The following is a 22602-nucleotide window of genomic DNA, read 5'->3' as shown; positions in this document are numbered from 1 at the left end:
ATGAACGAAGCCAGCATCCTCATGCACCTGAGCCAATCGCTCGTGCTTTTCATGATCTGGGTTCTGCCGCCGCTCCTCGCGGCTCTGATTTCGGGATTGATCATTGGCCTCATCCAGGCGGCAACCCAGCTCCAGGATCAAACCTTGCCCCTGACGGTGAAGCTTCTGGTCGTCGTCGCCGTGCTCGCCGGCTTCTCTCCTGTGCTCAGTGCTCCGCTCATCGAACAGGCCGAGCGCATTTTCAGCGAGTTTCCTGCACTCACCGCAAGATACTAGCGGGACCTGGATGGCTGGCCTGTCACCCACCGATGCGCACGCTCTCGTCCAGGGCGGCATCGAACTTGTCGCGGCAACCGGCCTAAGCGCGGCCCGCGCCTTAGGCATCATGCTTGTGCTTCCCGTTTTTACGCGGCCGCGTATCAGCGGCCTGATTCGGGGCAGTCTGACGATTGCGATCGGACTACCGTGCCTCGCGCAGATCAAGCTGGGCCTGGAGACGCTCGACCCGAACACGCGCCTGGTCAGCGTCACCATGCTCGGCTTGAAGGAGGTCTTCGTCGGCCTTCTGCTCGGCATCCTGCTCAGCATTCCCCTATGGAGCATCCAGGCCGTCGGCGACATCATCGATACCCAGAGAGGAATCTCAAGCCAGGTCGCGGCGGAAGATCCTGCGACGCACAGCCAGGCGTCGGGAACCGGGCTTTTTCTCGGTGTCACTGCGGTCACGATCTTCGTTCTGGTCGGCGGCCTTCAGACCATGGTGAGCAGCCTTTATGGCAGCTATCTGATCTGGCCCGTGTATCGGTTCCTGCCTGCGGTCACGGCACAAGGGGCAATGGAATGCCTCGCCCTTCTCGATCATATCATGCTGACGACGCTATTGGTCGCCGGGCCCGTGCTGGCCCTGCTGCTGCTGATCGACGTGTCGGTCATGATGCTCGGCCGCTTTGCATCGCAGCTAAAGCTGAACGATCTTTCGCCTACGATCAAGAATGTCGCCTTCGGCGTCATCATGGTCAGCTACACCGTCTATCTCCTCGAATATGCGGGAGCTGAAATCCTGACGTCGAACAACGTACTCGAGCATTTCAAGAAGCTCTTGAAATGAGCGGCACGAGCGAGGAGAAAAAGCTTCCTCCGACACCCAAGAAGCTGCGCGATGCACGCAAGAAGGGGCAGAGCGCGCGCAGTTCGGATTTGGTGAGCGGGGTCAGCGCCTGCGCCGGTCTTTCCTGTCTGTGGTGGAGAGCGGGAGCGATCGAAGACAAGTGGCATGAAACGGTCCGGCTGATCGACAAACTGCAGGAGCAGCCTTTCACGAGCGCCGTTCCGCAGGCGCTCAGCGGCTTACTGGAACTTTCGATCGCAACGGTCGGGCCTTTACTCGCGGCGGCCGTGGCAGCTGCCCTTCTGGCCAATGTTCTGGCCAATGGCGGCTTCATGATTGCTTTGGAGCCACTCAAGCCGAAACTTGAGAAACTGGATCCCATCAAGGGCTTGACGCGGATCGCATCGAAACGATCGGCCATCGAGCTTGGCAAGACTCTGGTTAAGGTAGTGCTCCTCGGGACGTGCTTTTTCTTCACCGTGACCGCTAGCTGGAAAGCGTTGGTGTACTTGCCGGTCTGTGGCATGGGCTGTCTCGGATTGGTCTTCACCGAGGTCAAGCTGCTGGCCGGGATTGCGGGCGGGGCGTTTCTCGTCGGCGGATTGACTGATCTTCTGATCCAGCGCTGGTTGTTCCTGCAGGAGATGCGCATGACCGAAACCGAGGCCAAGCGCGAGAACAAGGAACAGCAAGGCAATCCGCAAGTGAAACGCGAACATCGGCGTCTGCGCCAGGAGTCCGCGAACGAGGCTCCCCTTGGCGTTCATCGCGCCAACCTGATCCTAACGGGATCCACAACCCTGGTTGGGCTGCGCTATGTTCGCGGCGAAACCGGCGTGCCGATCCTGGTCTGCCGTGGCGAGGGCGAAACTGCTTCCAAACTGCTTGGCCAGGCGCGCGCGCTGGGCCTCAAGGTTGTGGATGACGACGTCCTGGCGCGACAGCTGCTCGGCACAGCAAAGCTCGGCAACCCGGTTCCTTCGCAATATTTCGAGGCGGTCGCAAAAGCGCTTTACGCTGGCGGCCTGGTCTAGAGTGCTTCCGGGCGAAGCGGGTCCCGGTTCGCGTGAAGAAACGCGCCAGAGCGAGAATCTATAGAGACCCGTTCCAATTCAATCGGAACGAAAAAACCCTGGATCATCTTGACGGTGGCGCCAGCCCCTCATCGAGGGGGCTGTACGTCCCTCGTCGTCGCCGCGGGGGCTTCCGGTGTTGCCCTGTTGCTCCCTCCATCTTCCTCTTTGCTCTTGTTGGGCGGGGCAAAGGTGCCGTAGCTGGCAAGAGGACTGACGGCGCGATCGCCACTACTTGTCATGACAGATCGATTGTCCAGCAAGTCGATCGGATCGTTGACCATGACTGCCAGATTGTTTCTGGTCGAGCAGCCAAGGGTCGGATCGAATGAATTGTCGTTTACCGCAGGTCCGACGAGGGAAAGCGATGGACAAACGGGAGGATGGGCCTCAAAGGTGATGGCCTCGATCCGCACCCCGAAGCGGGCGGGCAGATCGATCGGGGAGGCGGCCAGGCGGATGTTATAGGGGGCGATGCCCATCGCACGGGCCTCGTGGGCCACTTGTGCAATGAGCCGGGGTGAGCCGGTGACATCAATATGGAGTGCATCCCGCCGACCGCCACTGGCATGCGCAATGAAACTCCGCAGCCGATGCCTTTCAGAGCCACGAAGGCTCTGCAAGAAAAAGACGCTGCTCTTCTGTTCCACCTGGATCGCCTGCTCAGCCGGCTCGGAACGGACCGAAGCACTATTTGCGCATCCACCCAACGTTGCCGCCATAACGATCAAATGGCACAGATGTCGCAGAGTCATTTGACGATCCTCATTCGATGATAAAGCCGGCGCTGCCGGTCAATCCTGGTGCGCTGGTGCGGGGCGCATTGCGGTCTTTTGGCGGTCGCGCCAGCGTATTCGTCAAAATGCGGCCCGCGTCCGACGGCGGTGCGATGCGATCGCTCGGCGCACTCATCCGGCCCGGGTTCGATCCGGGCCGCACGATGTAAGGCGTGACAATAATGACAAGCTCGGTTTCGCGCTTTTGAAACGATGAGGAGCGAAACAGCGCGCCAAGGATCGGCACGTCGCCGAGCCAGGGAAATTCGCCGATGTCGTTGTTGAAGTTGCGCCTGATCAAGCCGCCGATTGCAAAGCTCTGACCGCTGGCGAGCTCGACCACGGTGCTGGCCCGCCGCGTCGAGAGGGCAGGGACTTCCATGCCATTGATCTTGACTTGGCCTTCGCTCGACAGCTCGCTGACTTCGGGCTTCACACGGACATTGATCTGATTATTGTTGAGAACCGTCGGAACGAATTCGAGGCTCACGCCGAACTGGCGGAATTGGACCGAAACCTGCCGATTATCCTGCATCACAGGAATTGGGAATTCGCCGCCGGCAAGGAAGCTCGCGGACTCGCCGGACATCGCTGTCAGATTAGGTTCAGCCAGGATCGAGGCGAGGTGTTCGCTGGCGAGTGCGTCGAGAACAGCACTGAGGTTGGTATTGCCAGCGCTAAACCCGATGCCGATCGTGCCGCCGCCGGCCGCGCCGGACCCGCCATCTTTGCCGCTGATCAAAAAGGCACCGTTCGGGCTGGATGCGGTGAAATGGATATTGAGATCCTTGACGGCGCTGCGGGAGACTTCTGCGACCCGTACGCTGAGATTCACCTGCAACGAGCCGGCGACCTGGATCTTGTTGACGACCAGTGACCCGGCCCCAAGAAACTGCTCGGTAACTTTCTTGGCGGTCTCGACAACCTCGGCATTGGGCGCCGTACCGCTTAGGATAGCGCCGCGTGGGGTATAGCTCACCTGGATCGGATAGTCGCCAACCTCGGCTCGAAGCGTTGCTCGCAGGTCCTCGATCGGCTGTGTAACGACCACGCGCAGCTCGGCGAGAGCCTCGCCGTTTTCGTTCAGCGCAAAGAGGCTGGTCCGTCCGGATTTCTTGCCAAACACGAAGATCGTCGTGTTCGACGGCGCCTGATAATCCGCAATCGTCGGGTCAGCAACAAAGATGCTGGTCGCCGCAGCGGTCAGATGAACTGTCTTGCCTTGTGAAGAAGTCAGGTTCAGCGTGCCGGAGGTGCCGCCGGGCGCCGCGCGTGGCGGTTCTCCTTTGCTATCCCGCTTGATCTCGGCTGCCGCAGCAGATGAAAACAGCAGAGCAAGTCCGCACAGGACGTAGCAGAGGCGAGACAAAACGGCACAGCGCGACGTCCTGACGAGCATCGACGGCCCATCAGTGCCGGCAGCATTGTAAATGACCTTCAAGGGATTGTTGCTTTCGAGTTCGATTTAGTCAGGCAGCCGAGGCTGCCTCAATGAGTTCAAGGGTGTAACCGACGCCGCGCGCGGTCTTGATCCTGAGCGTCGCCCCCGACTGGCTCAAATGCGTGCGCAGGCGATAGATTCCGACTTCCAACGCATTGGCCGAGACCTCATCGTCGAACGCATAAAGGCTGTCCTCCAGCGATGCGCGCGGCACGGTGCGGCCGGCACGGTTGAGCAAATGTTCAAGAATGCACACTTCGCGGCGAGCAATCTTCAGTATCCGACCACCGACCGCGACTTGCCTTGCAATGGGGTCGAAATGCAGATTGCCGAATGTCACGAGCGGCGCCGTCATTTGCGTCGACCGCCGCAGAATGGCCCGCATGCGTGCGATGAGTTCTTCGGTAGATACGGGTTTGGGGAGGAAATCGTCCGCGCCCGCATTGAAGATCGCAATCCGCCGGCCGAGATCGTTGAGACTGCTCATCATAATGGCCGGCATTGAGCGTCCCTCGCGCCGCAGCTGCTTCAGCCAATCCAAGCCGTCTCCATCGGGCAGAACCAATTCGAGCAAAAGAATGTGGTAGTTGGCGCAATCCAGCGCGGCCGCCGCCTCATCCAGCGTGCGTGTCACGTCAACGGCGAACCCGCAATAGGGGAGCGCTTCCTTCACAGCACGGGCAAAGTCCGCATGATGATCAACCAGGAGAATTCGCATTTCATCGCCTCTCGTCCATCCACGCCAAGACCTTAAGCGCGTCACGGTTGACCAAGAGGTTCGACGAAACTGACAGACGTCCGTTTTGACATGAGCGCAAAGGTGCGGCAGCGACGATGCGTAGCGTGGTGGTGGGCGATCAATCTCGGTGACGTCCTTATCATGAGATTGTAAAATGCGATGACCCGACGGTGACTGCATGCGTCGTCGGCGATGCCGAGCGGGCCCTTTGTGCCGGGAAAAAATGCGAAATCATTTACAAGGCCGCAAGCGGTTGCAGCCGATTGGCGGATCTGAGCATCGATCGCAGCGATGTCTGCACGCACTGAGTAGCCGGCTTCGATCATGATGGCGCTAGAGCGCGCAATCGAAGCCAATGCCCAGGAACGAGCCGATGGATTTGTTGCTGAACAGCCTGGTGAAACCGACATTGTTGGAACTCCCCACCACTCCCACATTGCCCCGGCCCCGCGGTCAATCTTGCTATGCTGTCGAGCCTGTGGCGTCGCCAAGTCCCGATGACGCAAGCTTTTCCGCGTGAATGACAATTTCAGGCCACGCATCTGGACGATGCCTCCGGCGCAGCGATGTACGACGAACAGATCGATGTGCCTCCGAACTACTGAGAAAACCGCTCCCTGGCCGATGATAGACTTGCAGGGCGCCAACGATCTCGATGCTTTGGCGCGTCCGATGCTGCGCCCCATCGACAGTAGTGAATGAGGGGCAGATAGGGGAGCCGCTCGTCGGGGCTACGACGCCTCTGATCGAGGTCATTGCGCCAGCTGCATCTCATCTTGGATGAGCCGCGGCGGAATGATCGGAGCTCGAGTTTTTGGTCGCGTGTTGCATGGACAGCGCGAGGTAAACAGAGCCCGCTTTCGGCCCGCATGCTAAATCTTGATCCGGCAGGGGCGGCGCTGCGTCCTTCGTGCTGCACATAGGCGGAGTAATCGATCCGTGTGACGGAGCGAAGCGGCGCGGTGTTGAGTTTGGAAGACGTTCGCAATTCTTGCCGCCTGTCAGGAAGTGTTCGCGCGAGCGTGGTTTTGTGTCGCGAGGTTGTCGGAAATCCTACAATCTGACGTTGGGTGAGATTCAAGTGTCTTTAACAATTGGTTACAACGTACCCTCACACTTACGCGCGTCTTGAAGCGATAGCGAGGAAGTCTGGATACGGTCATAGCTTTGAGGATTGCGGTCGGTCTTACTTTCTCCAACGTCGTGAGCATTTCGTATCTCCAAATTCTATGACGCGCAGCCTCACCTGCAAGGATGGCATGAGGCAGTCATCGTTGCTGCGCGTTAAGGGGGAAGCCGTAGCGCGCGTGGGCGTGCGATTGCCAGATTGCCTCACACGTGGCGATTGGCAGGCAGACTGTGGCTGGCCGCAAGAAGCGTTGATCTGACGCGTGAGCTTAACGTCCTGGATGCAGACGCGCGATTGCCGAGGTGGAATTGACCGGCAAGGGATTGAACAGAGAATCGATTGTTACACCACATTCCTGAATGCTGCCTCCAAAGACCGCAGCCGACTATGGAGGCTTCATGCAGGATTGGCAAAATCAATTGTTTTGATGGAACACATTCAAGCGGCGGATATGCATCGGGCGGCTGCGCCGCTTGCCGTGGCTGATGCGGCGTCTACTGCGCTCAGTCATGCGATCCTGTTGAGGTCTTCGGATCGAACGTGTCCCGCATCAGACGGAAGGCGTTCTCCGGCTCACGACATGAGTTCTATCTCGGAACGAACGCGGCGACCGGATCGATGTCAGGCAATAGCCAAAGCCCGCCCGAATGAGTGACGTCGAAGAACACCTTTGAAGGGGCGGTCGAATGGGCACCACGCGCCGGATCGCGCTCTCGCGATGTCGGCGGCGATTGAGCCTTTAATGGCCGCGTGATGCGTATGCTATGCTGGCCATTGTTCGTGATTGTTTGCGCGTATTCTCAAGCCCTTCCTTGGCTTGCTGTTTCGGTGTTTGCACATGGATGAACGTTTTCGCAATAGAGCACGTCGGTAGGTTGTCTATTCAGTGCCATCACGCCTGTACGGATTTGCGTCGCGGGCGGTCCGGTAGTCGTCGAGATTGCCGTCTAGAAACAGGCGTTCGGTCTCTCTAGTTGGCGCTCAGCCCAGCGAGCACATCAGATCCACATCTGCATCGATGTTGTCCTGATCCTCGACATTCATTCCGAGCCCGATACTGCTCAGAACGTCGTCTGGCGTCCAAACCGAGGACCTCGGTACGGTGTATGTGTGCAACGTGCTCGCATTCGATTGCTCGCGCCCAATGGTCGCGCGAAACGACCAGCTTTGACGGATCCTCAACTAACGACACGGAAGGAGAAGCTGTTGTCTTGCCGCGCATATGCCATCCAGCCGGGCGCGCAAGGTCCATAGGATATCGTTCCAGAGGATCTCCAACCGAAGAGTGGTCCCTCGCCGCGTTACGCACATGCGATATTGCGCTCGTGTTGACTTCCGTGCGCGGCTTGGAATCGCTGCCCTGGTTCTGGAAGCGCCGTGACATATGATGACCCCGCCACTTCGTTGAAGATGCGGTCCCGATCGACACTGTCATCGAAAGTTGTAGCCGCTGGCGACCAACGTGCTGATTGCTGGTCGGCGAGGTCGATCTCATTTCTGAGCGCATCAAGCGTGGCGCCTGTCAGCGTTGCCGCAAGCTTAGCGCGGGCGCTGACAAATGATGTGGCTGGATAGCGACCGGTTACCGTGGCGACCTCGTTCGGCGCAGACCTGGCCGTCCCGGGATTTGCCATAAGGGAGACTGAATCGCTCGCGGGGTAGACCGAATCCAAGTCATCTAGCTGCTGCTCGAAGCTTGCTTGATCCTCGGACCTGTGCGTCGGCGCGTCGGTGTGTGCGCTCGGCTCGTCTGGCTGCCGGTCCACCCTGCTGCCCGACGTCGTGAGCTCCAAGGGGAGTATCTGCGGGATTCCGTGGATCAACATTCATTTCTCTTCGAGCTCTCCTCGAGTGCCGGTCGTTGGCATGGAGTGTTGCAGGTGCAGCTTTCGAGAAGCTGACGAACCGGAAAGCAAGCCAGTATCCGTTTGAGGGGTGCCGGATGAATTCAGTTCGGTGAGGTGAGCGGTCAGCCAGACGGAAGCCACGCAAAGCGATATATTAGAAGTCGACACTTCTTTGTGCCATCTGGGTTCCTGTTTCGACGAGGGCGAGATCGGGTGCCTTTACTGAGCTTGTTCGCCCAGCCACCCATTGCCGGCTTATCGTCCGGTGGCAGAGAGACCTTGCCAGGTCTCAACGTGGACAAGCTGGCAGATGCGGTTGGTCGAAGTGTTCTTTCGGAAGTCGCCCGCTTAGGCACATTTGGGGCCGCATTCCCTCGGTCGTATTGGCCTCCGTTGGATTGGCGCGACCGATTGCCGTCTGTAGTTCTAAGCGGCCGGCGCTCGGTCGAGTCGTTCCAGCGATGTCGCACGAGGTCGTGCCACTTTAGCAAACCTGACCTACGAGGTTGTGACGTCCGAATAGCCGTCACAACCACTTGTGCCTGGTCGCGACAGGCTGTTTTTGTCGCAGGCGCGGCGTGCTTGATGTCTGGAATCCGCCAAACGGCTTGCGGGGACGACGTCTTGCAACGTGCGATCTGTGGTACTTATCGAGGGAGATGAGCATATGAAGTTTACTGGCAAAGGGCTGACGATCCTGTTGTCCTTGCTTTCGGCCGCAAGCATGAGCGCGATGGCGAGAGCCGACGAGCCTTCGCCGAAATACACCGAGGTACTCAATGCCCTGCAGACCGGAAAGAACGTGAAGCTCATCCTGGACATGAGCCGCTGTGCCAACGCGGAGGGTAGCAAGCCTGCGTCGGCGACGCAGGCCGGTCTGGTCATCAATGCCTTCAGGGTGACGCCCCAGAACGGCATCAGCTTCGCCAATGCGCACCAAACGGTGGACAGCGCCGGACATGCCGTCACCGAGTACATCCGCCATAGCCTCAGCCGCGAAGGCAAGCTCACGGTGCGGGCCTCGAAGCTTGTCGTCGGGACCACCGAACTCGTGAACCAAGGCGAATTCATCTGCGACTTGCCTGATGGCGCGAAGTTCATCTGGTAAACGAAGAGCACTGCGCTGGGACCGCACTTCGAAGCCGTTTCCTTAACGCGTGGATGCTTCACCGAACATGGTACGATAATCTAGATCGTGAAGACGGCCAGATTGTTTCTGACCGTCTTTCGCCCGGGGTCCGAGTTGTACGAAGTTGCGCCAGTTCGCTCAAAGCTGCCATATGAGGGCTGACCATGCTCATCGGATCTTTGTGATCGGAAGGTCGGCAGTTGCGGCTATGCTCGCACTATCAGGGAGCCAAGGAGCCTCACTAAACCAAAAAAACGGGTCGCCAAAGTACGCTCGCATCCTTGTCCGCGACTCTTGTGAGACATTCCTTCCAATGCGATTAATCCACCGGGCCGCGATAATTCGCGCTTAATCCTCGGCCAAACCATCGTCATTTAGCGCCTTCTTATCCTGTATCCCGACTGTTCTCGGGTCTCGTCGTCTGGGAGTACCGGTGCTGCCGAATGCGATCCTGCTTGAGATCATGCTTGAGATCATGCTGTGACTGGTATGGTCGGGTTGGGCTGATAGCCTTGGAGCGCAGTTTTAAGATCTCTGGAAGCAAAAGATCTGGCGTGGCGTCTGGAGTCCGTTCGGAAGCTGTCCCAACGTGCCGACGAGCCCCTCGTTCAGCCAATTGGAGGCCGATGGAAGAGAAGAACGCGGCCTCCGGGTAGACGTTCAGCCGTGTAGGGCTGACCGTGGATCAAAAAACGGGTCATTGGGACATCCTGGCTCGGCAGGAGACCAAGGTTTTGCAGCATGTCGATCACGACGGGCGAAGCCTCTTGGAGGCTGTGCCTCCAATCGTCGCCGAACAACTCCCCGAGTTCAGGCACTTGCGGGCTTGGCTGATGGCTCGATGCGGGTGCGGTAGACGGCACGGGACGGTTTGGCGCCAGCGCCGAAGGAGTGTCCCCGCGCCATTCGAAAGTTGCCAACGCATCAAACCCTGGCGCAAGGCCGACCTCCACATCTGGGGAAACCCTCCCCACCCCTGGCCTAGCTTCACCCGGCAAAGCAGGCCGAGGATGGTGAATGAGTTGAACGTCGTTCGGTCCTCCCGGTCCCAACATGGCCGTGTAGCGTTCGCCGCCAATCTCGTAGTTCATGACCGGATGTTCCACAACAGGCAAGAAGTCCCACTTGCCCAACGTGGACAGCATCATGTCGGGAGCCAGCTGGGTGCGATGCGAAAAATCCTTGGGAACGGCAAACGACACATCGAAGGTATCGCCGACAGCGGGAGACCGCAGATGGATGAGCTGAACATCATTGGGCCCTCCGGGTCCCAACACGCCCGTATAGCGTTCACCGCGAATGTCGTAGGCCTTTACCCGCTGTGCCGCATCGGGCAACAGACCCCATCGGCCCAGCTTGGAGCGCATCATATCCGGCGCAGGCTGGCTACCGTGAGAGAAGGCCTCGGGAACGACCAAAGAAGCATCAAAGCTTTCGCTGGCTGGGAGGGACGTCTGCTCAAGTGCGCTCTGGGCCGCAGCGCCTTGGTTTATTATCCGTCCAAAATGGTCTTCAGGGGCGGAATTCTGCGGCGGCTGCCAGGTCGCATCGAAAAGCCCTTCCTGAGCGACACTTTGTACCGGCAAGTGGGCGGTCGAACTCATCGTTAGCCAATGCGACGGTGCATTGAAGATCGTCGCTGGCGGCAGGCCCTCGCGATCCGCGGCATCGAAAAGCTCTTCCTGAGTGAAACTTTGCACGGGCGATGAAATCGCTGAGTGCATTCGTTGCCGACCGGTCACGGCATCGAAAAGTTCTTCCTGAGTGACACTTTGTACCGGCGAGTGGGCGGTAGCACTCATCGTTGGCCAAGGCGCCGGTGCATTGAAGGTCGTCGCTCCCGGCCGACCGTCGCGATCTGCGGCATCGAAAAGCTCTTCCTGAGTGAAACTTGGCGCGGGCGATGGAGTCGCTGAACGCATTTGCTGAAAAAGTACTGGTGCATCGAAGCCAGCAACTGGAAGCTCGCCGCTCTGCTCCGCGGTATCGAAAGGCACATCCTGGGAAACGTGCAAAGTATTGAAACTATCAGCCGGTAGTGAGGCGTCGTCGCGATCCGCAGCGTTCCCCAATCGCTGCTCATCGACCGGCCGTATGGGCGAAGGAGCGGGCGGTTGAATGACCTGGCGCGAGCTGCCTCCTTCTGCGCCCAAATTGCCCCGCCCGATGGTCGCGCGATAGTCGCGGAGAGCGTTCAAGGCGGCGATGATCGTCTTGTCATTTCGAAACAAACGGTCCGCGTGGCCGAGCAGTTTGTCATCACTGAGCTTGGCAATGGACGAGGGACGAAGCGCTACCGCCAACTTCCGCAGCCCGCTCGCATAGCTCCCGGCCGTTCCCTCGGCGATCCGTCGACCAAAACGTGCCTCGGCAGCCTCCCTGATGAGACGCTGATCTTCCCTGGAAGGACGATAATGCGTTGTGAGGGGGAGAGCGTCTGCGTCAGGATCGCGATACCGACTGATCATTAACAATGCTGGGACGATGACCTTGTCGTTTTGCAGCAGCTTACTGGCGTAACCGAGTAACTTATCGTCATCCAGGCTAGCCATTGATTTGCCGGACCGCTTCAGCTCCTCAGCCAATTTGCGAAGCCGACGATCATAAATACTGATGGTGGTAGAACTCGGCGGTGGCCCTCGCTTGAGAGCAGCGGCGGATGCTGCCTGGATGAGGCGATCGTCCTCCTCAGTGACATCATAGAGTTCTCGATGGGGATATGTCGAGCCGCCCCCGGGAGCATCCAGCAGGTGCTGCTCGAACTCCGCTTGCGGCTGTTGCTGTTGTTCCTCGGCTGCGTTGGTTGCAGCCTGATCATGATCGGCTTGGTTGATAGTGTTCAATCGGTCCATGATCTCGTCCGTCAGCATAGCTCTCTGGTTCCTCGCTAGCGATGTCAGCTTTCCAAAACCTGACGTGGCCTTCCGTCAGGTAGAATCAACGAGGTCCGGCACGCGGCTGCTCGGAGGCGCTGCAGCATGGGGCGGGCCCATATAAAGTTTGTAACAAAAGAGGGGGAGGGTTGAGAATTTGAGCGGCAAGAGGGGTGTGCTGCCGCTCCATTGATGATCGTGATCCATCAGCTCTCGATTGAGGCAATCCGGGCTATGATCGCGACGACGGGTATGCCATTCGGCGAGTTTCGATTGAGCCGGGGCCAGCGCAGTGCGAAGTAGCGCTCCTTTAGATCCGCTAGATAGTCATTTGGGCGGCATCAAAATCGTTAATTGAGCGGAGTCTTGTCCGTTCCTGACGCGCTTTCATCGAAACGTGAATTCTAAAAGACCGTCGAAATTCGACTGCCCTGAAACTTGCCGGGATAGAAGCCATACGTACACCAACTCGGTCATACGTGTTCGGAGTCCGACACCGCCGCTGACCATCATCGGGGCGGCAGAACATCAGAGCTGCCGGCGATCGTTTTCCAAGGAAAATCAGAAGCCGAGCGCCTTGAATTCCGATGGCACGGCCGTTGCTTATTGGGAGGCAACGATAGTCGGCGAAGGCGCAAAGCGCATTCAGACACGTTGGGACAAACCTGCTCGAAACTCATTAAACCGGTAGGCCCTGTACAGTGCAACAGCTGCCGCACTTGCTCAATAGGGCGTTCGATCGATTGGATGGCAGGACGATGAGGCAAAGCGCGCGCTAGCGAACTGGAGAGTTGAATGACTGCCCCCCAACCCATATTGGCGCGGCGCCAAACGACCGATGTAGACGCTATGATCGCGGATCTGCGGTCATGCGAACACCCGCACGACGTGGAAGTGTGCGGTATGCTCTTGCACATTCTCCCCGGCGTTCTGTCGCCACGCCTAAGTCACGCTCCCGACGCCTTGATATCGAAGTGGCACATCCAATCTGGAGCAACAGTATTGGATCTGGGATGCGGATCAGGCGTCCTGGGGCTGGCGGCACTTCGCGCTGGGGCGGAACACCTGGTGGCTCTCGATATCAATCCGCAAGCCGTTCTCACCACAAAGTTAAACATCGAGCGATTAGGTCATTGCAAGCAGGCAGAAGCGCGTCTCAGTGACATCTATTCTGCGCTGCAGCCTGAAGAAAAGTTCGACCTTATTTTGTTTGCCGCCCCGTACTGGAACCGAAAAGCAAAGGACGATTTGGAGCGCTCTTGCTTTGACGAAGATCACAGCGCCATGGCCTCAGCTCTCGGGGGAGCGCATAATTGGCTCAACGCCAACGGCCTGATGTATGTCGTCTTTTCCGATCAGGGGGATATTGGGCGCGTCCTGAACTTGATCGATAACAGTAACATGCGTGTTAGAAACATGCATATTTTCCGACCATCGATTCATGGGGGCCATATCCGGATCATCTGGGAGCTAACGGTTCGGTGAAGCCTCTTCGGCTCCTGGATCCCGCCAAACGCTGCTGCTGGTCAAACTGCTAAAGTACCGGTTCACGGCTCGTTTGGATCGGTAGTTCGATAACGAAGACCGCCGGCCGAGCTTGATGAGTTGCAGAACGAGTTCGTCGGATGAAAGGCAATCGCAAGTCGCACGGCTTATGGGAGCTGACGGCGCCAGCGCCACCGTATACCGGTCCTCTCGTGGGTGATTTGCAAGCCGATGTCGTTGTGATTGGCGGGGGATATACTGGACTCTCTGCGGCTATCCACCTCGCGGAGGGCGGCGTGCGCGTCATCCTGTTGGAGGCATCCGAAATTGGATTCGGCGGTTCCGGGCGCAACGTCGGGCTCGTCAATGCGGGCATGTGGGTTATGCTCGACACGCTCTCAGTCACGCTCGGCTCTCCGTTTGGAGAGCGGCTCATCGAATTACTGGGTGGAGGACCGCAAGAGGTTTTTGCGTCGATCGAGAGACATGGGATCGACTGTGAAGTTGAGCGCGCGGGGACCCTACATTGCGCGGCCGGCCGCAGGGGCTTGGAGGAAATCCAGATCCGTTCTGAACAGTGGCAGAAACGCGGCGCTCCCGTCGCGGTGCTTGATGCGAAGGAGACGCGCAGAAAGATTGGCGGTGGCAACTATACCGGCGCGCTGCTCGACACGCGCGCCGGTACAATACAGCCACTGGCCTATGCGCGCGGCTTGGCGCGCGTTGCGCTTGCAGCGGGCGCGAGGATATTCGCTCAGACTGAGGTCCTCACAGTCCGCGACATGGGGTTGCGCTGGAGGGTCGGCACGGCGATGGGATCTGTGCGTGCTGAGTGGGTAATCGTCGCTACCGACGCCTACGGCAAACGACCTTGGCTGCGGGTTCAGCGAGAGCAGATCCGTCTACCTTACTTCAATTTGGCAACGCGGCCCTTACCAGATCGTCTCAGGACCTCAATCTTGCCCGAACGACAAGGAGCATGGGACACCCACGAGGTCCTTTCCTCGTTTCGCTTCGATCAGTCCGGCCGTCTGGTGTTCGGCAGCGTTGGCGCTCTAGAGGGTATCGGCGCCCTGGTTCACCGAGCCTGGGCGGTCAGGTCGCTACGTAGGCTGTTTCCGCAGCTCGGCGACGTCGAGTTCGAAGCCGGCTGGTTCGGGATGATCGGGATGACTTCCGACCACCTGCCGCGCTTTCACAAGCTCGACCGTAACCTCGTGTCCTTCGGCGGTTACAACGGGCGCGGGATTGCACCTGGGACCGTCCTCGGCCGCGTGTTGGCGTCCTACGTCCTCGGCCGCCTTGCGGAAGAGGATTTACCACTTCCAGCCGCGCCGGTTGAATATTGGCGGTTTCGTGCCGCCCGCGGGGCCCTCTACAGAGCAGGCTCTCAACTAGTTCACCTCACTGAAGCGCGGCTCTGATCCGCCTCGTGTCAATCGCATATCCGATCCGGCGGGTTTCCATCGGTTTGGCCATTTTCGGCACGTGGCGAGCGAATTGGCTTCGGTCGCGTTCTTCAGAGAGAGTCTTGACATCTGCACTCGTGCAGGCCGGCCGTCACGTCTGTTGGTCGGCATCCATATAACATCCCGACGTCTGCGGGTGAGCAAACTCGCACATCCTGCAGAGCAGAAAGCCATCCATTCCGTTCATGCGATCGGCGATTTCGTGAAAAATTGAGCTTTCGAAGAGATATGCGTATTCGTCGCGCAAAAGATTGCCCAGGACATGACGCCGCTCAAAATCCATCCCGCACAGAGTAACGTCGCCGTTTGGGAGAAGGACATTTCGATGTTGTTGGTTGCCAATACACGTCAAAGGTCCGACGACCGGCTGTCGCGGTTTGATGATATTCGACTCTAGACGTCCTCGCCTGCTACTCAGCGGACGCAAGCGCTCCAGCGCTTTTGCGGGAATGATGTCGGCGAGGTCGGGATGGACTTTGCCCAGGACAACGAATCGAATTGAGGGAATGTTCGCCTCGACGAGCCGGCGCATGACATTGAGATAGGACTTTCCGATAAGTCGGCTGTTCATATAAGTGCCGTTATCAGGAACGTGGACGATGAAAGCCCTGAACTGCAGCATTTGCAAGCGCCGAATGTCACTCCCGTTCATTCCGACGAGGGTCGTGAAAATTCGGATGTCATGCCCACGTGTGTAAGCATGCTCAACCATCTTGGTGCACTTCGGATGGAGCCAAGGCTCCGAGTAGCCGGCAAAACTGATGTCGGTAGCCCTCGGCACGCGTGCAAGACACCGCTCGAAATCCTGAAGACCTAGGTACTTCGCTTGAGACACAGGTCTTTGCCGATCGGCGAACTTGTCTTGGGGGCAATAAGTACACCGGACGATGCATCCTGCGGTCGTCGTTATCTCCAATACCCGGCGACCAGGACTGGCAGCGCGTAAGTTTTGTAACACCATGGGATATGCCGTCATTCTGTCTGGTCCTTTCATGCGCCGGAGCAAGAAACTGCTGGAGAAGGAGCGCAGCGTTCGATGAGGACCCGCTTGCTTTGCTCCTCATGGATTGCAAATACAGGATATGCCCGTTGGCGAAATGACCTAGACCAAACTCCTGTCTCATTGCTAACAATGCGCCGAGCTCGACCATGCGCTACCGAAGGTGGGATAGGCCTGGCGTGCCAACCGGCTCTCTATGCGTCGGCCGTTGCGTAGCACCCATTGGCTGTCATTAACATCTTCGTTCCGCGTCGGCGCACGCCAGATGCTGGGCTCGGTGTCCTCGCTAGAAGGGTCTGCGGAGATGCTTCCGCAGCCGTATCGATGCGGAACCAGCGCCGGATCCGCACAACCGGGACATCCTAAAGCCTCCCGATGGCAGCGCAGGTTCTGGACCATCTTTCTATTTGTCGCGCAAGCGATTGCGCTCGCGAACTGTTCGAGCGCCATGAATGCGATGGACAAGCGGTCGAGCATCGCAAGCTCTTGGCGGCGATCGTCCGCGAAAGTGTCCTTTGCCGGTTAGATGGCAAGTTGCTGGTCAGGATGATGGATGAAGCACGCTTATTGCCATGTTGAGGACCAAATTGGCCTTCTCGGCGGAGCAGTGCTAACTGATTTCGCCCGACGACCAGCGCGGCTCGTGGTCACCGCACGATCCCAGCGGCCGAGGTGCGGCCGTGAGGAGCCAAAAAAGTCGCATCTGGCATCCTAAAGAAGTGGGAGGCTAACCTCATATTGCACTGTCTGGTGGCTCGAGCAGCGATCTAGCCGGCATTGGGCGATGCCTGTGGAGAATCGTTCTCATCGATCCACTGGTGCAGATCGAGTTGAAAAGTCAATGCGATCTTTACCTGCCGGAACGGGTAGCGGTAACTGCCCGCGCTTTGGGATATTCTGTTGGAGGCAACGATCCGCTCGCAACAAAACGTCACGGCAGCTCGAAACGATGGATCGCGACCTGTGGATCCGCAAGCTCTCAAGAGAGAAAAATCTGCGGAGGCGATCATGAAGACACAATCTGCAGACTACAGAACCGACGGCGCGGGTAAGATCCCGCTGAGCAATCTGGATGTAAGCGAAGGCAAGCGCTTTCAAGATGATAGCATATGGGGTTACTTCGAGCGGCTGCGAAGGGAAGATCCCGTTCACTACTGCCAAGATAGTCCCTATGGTCCATATTGGTCCGTAACGAAATACCGCGATATCGTAGAGGTAGATACTAATCACAAGACATTCTCGTCGGAGCAAGGCGTCACTATTGTCGACGTGCCTGTCAAGCACTGGACACAGAGTTTCATCAAGATGGGGCCGCCTAAGCATCGCGAGCAGCGTGATACTGTAAGTCCGATAGTCGCGCCGGAAAACCTGACCAAGCTCGAAAGCTTGATCCGTCATCGCGTCAGGACGATTCTGGACGGCTTGCCGCGCAACGATGACTTTAATTGGGTGGATAGGGTCTCCATCGAGTTGACGACGCAGATGCTTGCAACGCTATTCGACTTTCCATTTGAGGATCGGCGTCTCCTGACCTATTGGTCGGACGTAGCTGTTGCAATGCCGAGAGCTGGCCAGCCGATCAATAGCTGGGACAAGCGAAGTGCGATCTTGTCCGAGTGCTTGGCGTGTTTCGCGCGGCTTTGGAACGAGCGCATCAACGCCAAACCGCGTCTCGACCTGATTTCCATGATGGCGCACTCGCCTGCAACTCGATACATGGAGCCGAGCGAGTTTCTCGGCAATCTGATTCTGCTGATCGTCGGTGGGAATGACACCACGCGCAATTCGATTACCGGCGGCCTCCTGTTCATGAACCAGCACCCCTCCGAACTGCGAAAGCTACGCGATAATCCCAAACTGGTGTCGAGCGCGGTATCCGAGATTATTCGTTATCAAACGCCCATCGCACATATGCGCCGCAACGCCGCGGCCGATACCATCGTCGGTGGGAAACAAATCAGGAAGGGCGACAAGGTCATCATGTGGTACATCTCAGGAAACCGCGACGATGAAGTCATCGAGAACGCCGACCGCTTCGTCATCGACCGCAAGAACGTGCGGCAACATCTTTCGTTCGGGTTCGGGATCCATCGCTGCGTTGGTCGACATCTTGCGGAGCTGCAGCTGAAAATCCTCTGGGAAGAAATCTTGAAAGCGCGACTGGAAGTCAAGGTTGTCGGCGAACCCGAGCGAATTGCGTCGAACTTTGTGCACGGTTATTCCGCTCTTCCTGTGCGGATTGCAGTTTAGGTCGTGATGCTCCGGCTTGGTAGCCGCCAGCTGCGCGGTTTGGTCTCCCCCTTTGACCTCTCTCGTCGCTGCATAGTCCGCGAAAGCGGCTGATCGGCGTGAAGGAATTTCCATCTCAGGAACTAGGCGGCATTCAGCAGGTGTTGAGTGCCCGCGAGGGGGATGAACGGGGGGGGGGCGGCCGAGCTCTTTGCGTTTCCGGCTGTCAAAGGCAGCCAGATGGATTCCAATATTGGAAGTGACCTTTGACCTAGCGTTTCGATACCTCAGGCGATGAGCTTAACATTGAAGATTGTAGCGGTGGGGGCGATTTTCCTTGGAGAGGCGCTTTCGATCATCGCAGAGTTGATTGCCTCAAAGCGGTTTGGAAAGGCCGGCGGGGATCTGGCAACGCTCTTGCCGATGTGTCTGCTGATATCCTTCGGCGGCATCCTGCTCGTTTTCGGATATGCACTGGGCTACATGTATCTCGAGAACATCTGGATCATCATTGCGATATCAGTGGGAGCAATTTTAGTGGTGGAACCGATTCTAACCCTGCTGCTGTTTCGAGACGTGCCGACGGCAGGCTCGCTGATCGGGTTGGCGCTCGGTGCACTGGGCACGCTCGCTGCGATATTTTTATGAGTGTATTCTATGGACGGCGTCTTCAGCGAGATCCTATTTGGAGTTTCGCGACGTCCGTTCTGCTCAATTTGAATGTAAGAAGAAGATGTTGTTTTGACGAATTGTCCACATCCAGCCGGGATTCGTGCATCGTTGGATCTGTGAACTTCGAGCGAAGACCAGCATCTTTTGCCCGGAAACAAGACGCTTGCAGCTGCCGAAGGTCTGCAAATCGACATCCGGCGGTACTTTCCTTCACCATCATTCTCCAGTCCGCTCCACGATGCGGGCATGCTTGTGACGGTCCTTCAGTATACGGGATGGCCCTTGGCAAGTCTGTTAGACAAAGCGCCGGCATCGGCCGGAGTTCTTAAGGATCGCCAGCACGGCCGATGCTGCGCGGCTGACAGCACACTCACGGCGAGGCAACGCCAGGCTGTGGCCCCGCGCGGCACTAACTATCCTGCGGCGTCGCGTTCTTCGCTGCATCGCAATCTCCAGCGCGACAGCAGTTTCCATGGAATCGGAACTCGGGCGACTCGGATTCTCTTGTGCATCCGAAGAGCGCCCTTCGTCAGCCAGTCGTCAGCCAGGCGGTCTATCCAGCTAGGCTGCGCATTGTTGATTGCATCGGAGATGGAACATGGCGGGCATAGGCCGACCTGGCGAACCGCACATTGGGGCTGCAGGAGCCGACAGCACGTCGGGATCGAGCAGTTCGCGCTCGGAGACCAGTCTCATCCCTGCTGAAGGCAGCCAATTTTTTGACGTCGTCGTGGAGCGCATGCGCTCCGCGCCTGAAGATGAAACGGCGGTGCTCACGAGCCAACCGTCCGGTTCGGGTGCGGCAGTCCCCATTTCCTCTGGAGGTGAGGGGATCGAGCCAGCGATGCGAAAAATGAACGGCCTGCTTGTGGAACTTGATACATGCCGCAATGCGGCCGTGAACGCCCAGAATTCGCCAGAGGAGCAAGAACTGATCGATCAGTTCGTCAAGGCGGGCTCAGCAGTTCTGGACCATTACGCGAACCTGCCCTCACATGTAGCGCGCAGCATTCTATCTGACGATCAGGCTCGTCGACTTCGTGACGAGACGCTCGAGGCAGCGGACCAGTGCAATGCGCTGGGCACCCCGACCACCTACGCCCTGGAGGAGAGCAGGAAGAATGCGGCAAAGGTGCTTGAGCGGATCCGCCTCTCCAACGCTCCGCCAGACCAACTGACCCGAGCGGCGTCCAGTGTGGCGAAACACTATTTGGCTTGCGTGGAATGGTGGGGAAAGAAGGCATTGCGCTCGGAACGGATGCAGTCCGTCTGCGCGGCCACGGCCAACTTGCCAAGCACAACGGCCGAGATGCGGCAGGCCGAACAGGCTGCACTACGGCTGCATACCGGCTGGGCGCTGTTTACCAAGAACATGCATCTGCAATCGCAGGTCGCTCTCGCGCGGGTCATGATTGAATCGCAGACGAGCGAACCAGCCGTCAGGCAAATTCTCTTGGGTGAGAACGGTGGGACGCGTCTACTCGGAACCTTCATCAAGGACGTTGTTCCGGCATTTCTCTCGACGGGCGATGCTGTTCTAAACAGCGAAGGACGGGCCCTCGACGCACAGAACTGCGCCGTTCTGGAAGGGGTTATGGAGCGGCTATCGGAATTTGCGTCGGCTTTGCACGACATGGTTGGCGAGCTAAGGAATGTCGGAGCAGGTGAGAATCTCCCGCTGGAACTGCTGGATCAGATCGAGGAAGCCGCGTGGGTCACTGCCCATGAGATCATGCGCCTCCTGGCAGTACAGCCGAAGATGCTGGCCATCATTGCAGCTCCAGCCGAGGCTGAAGCTGCGTTGCCTGTCAACACAACCGGCAGCACTGCGGTGGCCGAAGGCACTGCGGCGCGCAGGAAGGGGAAAGGCAAGCGCAGGCCGGCCGCTGGCGCGGCGAGTTCGGCCGTCGGGCGGCCGGAGCTGAAGCCCTCTGGGCTCGACGCCGACACGGCGCCACCAGCCAAGGTTATCGTGCTTTCGGATCTGGGCACCAAGAAACTCGCGACCGCAGAGGAGGCACATGCGAGGGCGTCATCGTCGGCGGCGGAACATTTGGCGATGTGGCAGGCCCCTCCATCGAAAGAGGCACTGACACGACTGCTCCAGCGATTGGACGAACTTTTGCAATTCGATCTGGCCGGTCAGCAAAGGGCCATCTCGCAAGCGCGCCACATGAAACCCGAAGATGCCGATCACGTCGTGGACACCGTCGTCGAGCGCCTGCAGAGCCAGGCCGCTGAGATTGAGGCCTGTGTAGCCGCGCTGCAGGAGCCTCGTCGACGCGGCCTACTCACGCCGGTGCAAGTGCCCGAAGTGCACGACAAAATCGTCAGCCTCAAGGCGATGTTGTCCGAGGTGCAGGGGCAGGCAAACGCTTTGAAGGCGCGAAAGGCCATGATCAAGATGGATTGCATGAAGACCTATGCCTTCCCATCTCAGCAGTACCTTGAACGCTTGCAGGCGGCCAAGGAATTGGCGCCCCTGGAGGCACCGCGCGCGTTGAAGGGCGTGCCAGGGACGCTGTTCGAGATGAAGTTGCAGCCCGAGGCACTGGGGAATGGTGCAATGCCAAGTCCGATGTGGGTGCATATTCATACGAAGCGGCCGCTCTATGCGTGGCAGCTGGCGACAATGGACGACGCCGAATTTGCCGCTTGCCACGTGAAATCCAATGAACAACGCGGCTACAATCGCCTCTGGCAGAATGCTCGAGCTGCAATGGGCCACGAAGACGTCGTGATCCACCGCGGCAAGCTTACGCCGGCGTTCTGCAAGTCCTTGTTGAGCACAGCTGACGGCAAGTCATGGTATCCCCGTCTCGAGGCGGAGTTCGGCTCAATGCAACTGGCTCGACATGGGATGTAGTGCGCGTATCTCGCGATAGAGTGCCGCTTGCGCTGACACCATCAATAATGCCTCCGATTCCGAATTCCATGCGGGCCGCTGATCCGCTCCAGGACGTCCGAGACTTCGACTCGGGCGAGGATGGAGCCCCGGTGAGGAGACCACGCTTTCCGTCCACTGCAGAAGGCGAGCACGTCTTCCGCGATGAGGAAATTCGGTCGATTGCGGCGAGGTCGGCCGCTGGACGAGAAACTGTGCACCACTGAAGGCAGCAGGCGGAGCGCGAGGTGTCGCTCGCTCCTGGACCGAAGCAGGCGCACCTCGTCCTGCTTAAGCTCGATCAGGAATTCGCGCCAACATTGGTGCAAGTATGCGAGCATGTCCATTCGGCTCGCATAGGCGGACCACTGCACTGAGTGGTGGGTCGACTGGCCGAAGCTGGCGAATCTCGAGCGATTTCCGAGTGATCGGCATCCCGCGAGAATACGCTCCTTGGGCCGATTTGACGAATCGAATTGACGATGCTCAATAAGGCGGCCTGTCCGTTTGCTACCCTGGGATATGGCCACGACGGTCCCAGCATCGGCCTCCATGGCCCCCAGAAGGTGCTGGGACCTGTTCGTTTCGTACCCTCCATCGGGTGAACAGTTCGCTTATCGCTTGCCGGATTCTCTCGTAGGCCGCGTCCTCGTGTGTTCTTTGTTGCGCTGGCCGGGCTATTCCGCTCATCCTGGTTGGCAATCCGAGCGTAGGCTCGAAGGGTAAGGCAGAACGACAGGTCGCGGGC

17 protein-coding genes are annotated in these 22602 nt (G+C 58.4%); 10 read left to right on the top strand and 7 right to left on the bottom strand.

The window, feature by feature from the left end; genetic code table 11:
* Genes CO675_RS07905 through CO675_RS07895 form a run of 3 tightly spaced genes read left to right on the top strand, consistent with a single transcriptional unit; the run spans position 1 to position 2142 of the window.
* The gene (locus CO675_RS07905) at positions 1-276 is read left to right on the top strand and encodes an EscS/YscS/HrcS family type III secretion system export apparatus protein (RefSeq protein WP_016844749.1); all 276 of its coding nucleotides are present in this window, start codon (positions 1-3) and stop codon (positions 274-276) included.
* 10 nt (positions 277-286) lie between these two features.
* A complete protein-coding gene (sctT, locus tag CO675_RS07900) occupies positions 287-1108 on the top strand; it encodes a type III secretion system export apparatus subunit SctT (RefSeq protein WP_097671467.1) in 822 nt (273 codons plus the stop codon).
* Positions 1105-2142, top strand: a complete 1038-nt coding sequence (locus CO675_RS07895) for an EscU/YscU/HrcU family type III secretion system export apparatus switch protein (RefSeq protein ID WP_097671466.1) — start codon at positions 1105-1107, stop codon at positions 2140-2142. Before sctT ends, CO675_RS07895 begins: the two co-directional genes overlap by 4 nt.
* Before the next feature lie 128 nt (positions 2143-2270).
* Here the strand turns inward: CO675_RS07895 and CO675_RS07890 are convergent, their stop codons facing one another.
* From CO675_RS07890 to CO675_RS41355, 5 genes are all read right to left on the bottom strand, one after another.
* Positions 2271-2936, bottom strand: a complete 666-nt coding sequence (locus CO675_RS07890; protein WP_097671465.1) for a CpaD family pilus assembly lipoprotein — start codon at positions 2934-2936, stop codon at positions 2271-2273.
* Positions 2937-2946: 10 nt separating this feature from the next.
* The gene (locus CO675_RS07885; protein WP_097671464.1) at positions 2947-4398 is read right to left on the bottom strand and encodes a type II and III secretion system protein family protein; all 1452 of its coding nucleotides are present in this window, start codon (positions 4396-4398) and stop codon (positions 2947-2949) included.
* 28 nt (positions 4399-4426) lie between these two features.
* Positions 4427-5116, bottom strand: a complete 690-nt coding sequence (locus CO675_RS07880; RefSeq protein ID WP_097671463.1) for a response regulator — start codon at positions 5114-5116, stop codon at positions 4427-4429.
* Positions 5117-5157: 41 nt separating this feature from the next.
* Positions 5158-5547 carry a hypothetical protein gene (locus CO675_RS39830; RefSeq protein WP_143278912.1) on the bottom strand — a complete coding sequence of 130 codons (390 nt, stop codon included), beginning with the start codon at positions 5545-5547 and terminating at the stop codon, positions 5158-5160.
* Positions 5548-7567: 2020 nt separating this feature from the next.
* On the bottom strand, positions 7568-8092 hold the full coding sequence (locus CO675_RS41355) for a hypothetical protein (protein WP_245452671.1): 525 nt from the start codon (positions 8090-8092) through the stop codon (positions 7568-7570).
* A gap of 688 nt (positions 8093-8780) precedes the next feature.
* On the opposite strand from CO675_RS41355, the gene CO675_RS07870 reads away from it, so the two are divergent.
* Positions 8781-9221 carry a VirK family protein gene (locus CO675_RS07870; RefSeq protein WP_097671462.1) on the top strand — a complete coding sequence of 147 codons (441 nt, stop codon included), beginning with the start codon at positions 8781-8783 and terminating at the stop codon, positions 9219-9221.
* Between the two features lie 629 nt (positions 9222-9850).
* Here the strand turns inward: CO675_RS07870 and CO675_RS07865 are convergent.
* Positions 9851-12112, bottom strand: a complete 2262-nt coding sequence (locus tag CO675_RS07865) for a hypothetical protein (RefSeq protein WP_245452670.1) — start codon at positions 12110-12112, stop codon at positions 9851-9853.
* Between the two features lie 798 nt (positions 12113-12910).
* On the opposite strand from CO675_RS07865, the gene CO675_RS07860 reads away from it, so the two are divergent.
* Together CO675_RS07860 and CO675_RS07855 are read left to right on the top strand one after the other, a co-directional pair.
* Positions 12911-13600, top strand: a complete 690-nt coding sequence (locus tag CO675_RS07860) for a methyltransferase (protein WP_097671461.1) — start codon at positions 12911-12913, stop codon at positions 13598-13600.
* Positions 13601-13740: 140 nt separating this feature from the next.
* Positions 13741-15024: an NAD(P)/FAD-dependent oxidoreductase gene (locus CO675_RS07855; protein ID WP_097671460.1), complete on the top strand. Its 1284-nt coding sequence runs from the start codon at positions 13741-13743 to the stop codon at positions 15022-15024.
* Between the two features lie 136 nt (positions 15025-15160).
* Here the strand turns inward: CO675_RS07855 and CO675_RS07850 are convergent, their stop codons facing one another.
* On the bottom strand, positions 15161-15691 hold the full coding sequence (locus CO675_RS07850) for an SPASM domain-containing protein (protein WP_245452669.1): 531 nt from the start codon (positions 15689-15691) through the stop codon (positions 15161-15163).
* A gap of 753 nt (positions 15692-16444) precedes the next feature.
* Between CO675_RS07850 and CO675_RS39825 the strand changes: the two genes are divergently transcribed.
* The 4 genes from CO675_RS39825 to CO675_RS07835 all read left to right on the top strand — a co-directional run bounded on the left by CO675_RS39825 (position 16445) and on the right by CO675_RS07835 (position 21836).
* Positions 16445-16648 (top strand): hypothetical protein, encoded by a 204-nt coding sequence (locus CO675_RS39825; RefSeq protein WP_143278910.1) that lies wholly within the window; start codon positions 16445-16447, stop codon positions 16646-16648.
* 429 nt (positions 16649-17077) lie between these two features.
* On the top strand, positions 17078-18319 hold the full coding sequence (locus CO675_RS07845) for a cytochrome P450 (RefSeq protein WP_097671796.1): 1242 nt from the start codon (positions 17078-17080) through the stop codon (positions 18317-18319).
* A 285-nt stretch (positions 18320-18604) separates the two neighbouring features.
* Positions 18605-18946 (top strand): hypothetical protein, encoded by a 342-nt coding sequence (locus CO675_RS07840; RefSeq protein WP_245452668.1) that lies wholly within the window; start codon positions 18605-18607, stop codon positions 18944-18946.
* Positions 18947-19568: 622 nt separating this feature from the next.
* Complete coding sequence (locus CO675_RS07835; RefSeq protein ID WP_097671458.1) at positions 19569-21836, top strand: T3SS effector XopP-like protein; 2268 nt, start codon at positions 19569-19571, stop codon at positions 21834-21836.
* The last annotated feature ends 766 nt before the right edge of the window (positions 21837-22602 follow it).

The organism is Bradyrhizobium sp. C9, from assembly GCF_002532045.1.
Lineage (GTDB): Bacteria > Pseudomonadota > Alphaproteobacteria > Rhizobiales > Xanthobacteraceae > Bradyrhizobium.
This window is presented reverse-complemented; position numbering and strand designations above follow the sequence as displayed.

Bases quoted from the DNA above. Each gene is read 5' to 3' on its own strand.
- CO675_RS07870 (WP_097671462.1), top strand. From the start codon at position 8,781: ATGAAGTTTACTGGCAAAGGGCTGACGATCCTGTTGTCCTTGCTTTCG.
- CO675_RS07890 (WP_097671465.1), bottom strand. From the start codon at position 2,936: ATGACTCTGCGACATCTGTGCCATTTGATCGTTATGGCGGCAACGTTG.
- sctT (WP_097671467.1), top strand. From the start codon at position 287: ATGGCTGGCCTGTCACCCACCGATGCGCACGCTCTCGTCCAGGGCGGC.
- CO675_RS07850 (WP_245452669.1), bottom strand. From the start codon at position 15,691: ATGCTGCAGTTCAGGGCTTTCATCGTCCACGTTCCTGATAACGGCACT.
- CO675_RS39825 (WP_143278910.1), top strand. From the start codon at position 16,445: ATGGCAGCGCAGGTTCTGGACCATCTTTCTATTTGTCGCGCAAGCGAT.
- CO675_RS07895 (WP_097671466.1), top strand. From the start codon at position 1,105: ATGAGCGGCACGAGCGAGGAGAAAAAGCTTCCTCCGACACCCAAGAAG.
- CO675_RS07855 (WP_097671460.1), top strand. From the start codon at position 13,741: ATGAAAGGCAATCGCAAGTCGCACGGCTTATGGGAGCTGACGGCGCCA.
- CO675_RS41355 (WP_245452671.1), bottom strand. From the start codon at position 8,092: ATGTTGATCCACGGAATCCCGCAGATACTCCCCTTGGAGCTCACGACG.
- CO675_RS07865 (WP_245452670.1), bottom strand. From the start codon at position 12,112: ATGCTGACGGACGAGATCATGGACCGATTGAACACTATCAACCAAGCC.
- CO675_RS07845 (WP_097671796.1), top strand. From the start codon at position 17,078: ATGAAGACACAATCTGCAGACTACAGAACCGACGGCGCGGGTAAGATC.
- CO675_RS07880 (WP_097671463.1), bottom strand. From the start codon at position 5,116: ATGCGAATTCTCCTGGTTGATCATCATGCGGACTTTGCCCGTGCTGTG.
- CO675_RS39830 (WP_143278912.1), bottom strand. From the start codon at position 5,547: ATGTCGGTTTCACCAGGCTGTTCAGCAACAAATCCATCGGCTCGTTCC.
- CO675_RS07860 (WP_097671461.1), top strand. From the start codon at position 12,911: ATGACTGCCCCCCAACCCATATTGGCGCGGCGCCAAACGACCGATGTA.
- CO675_RS07835 (WP_097671458.1), top strand. From the start codon at position 19,569: ATGGCGGGCATAGGCCGACCTGGCGAACCGCACATTGGGGCTGCAGGA.
- CO675_RS07905 (WP_016844749.1), top strand. From the start codon at position 1: ATGAACGAAGCCAGCATCCTCATGCACCTGAGCCAATCGCTCGTGCTT.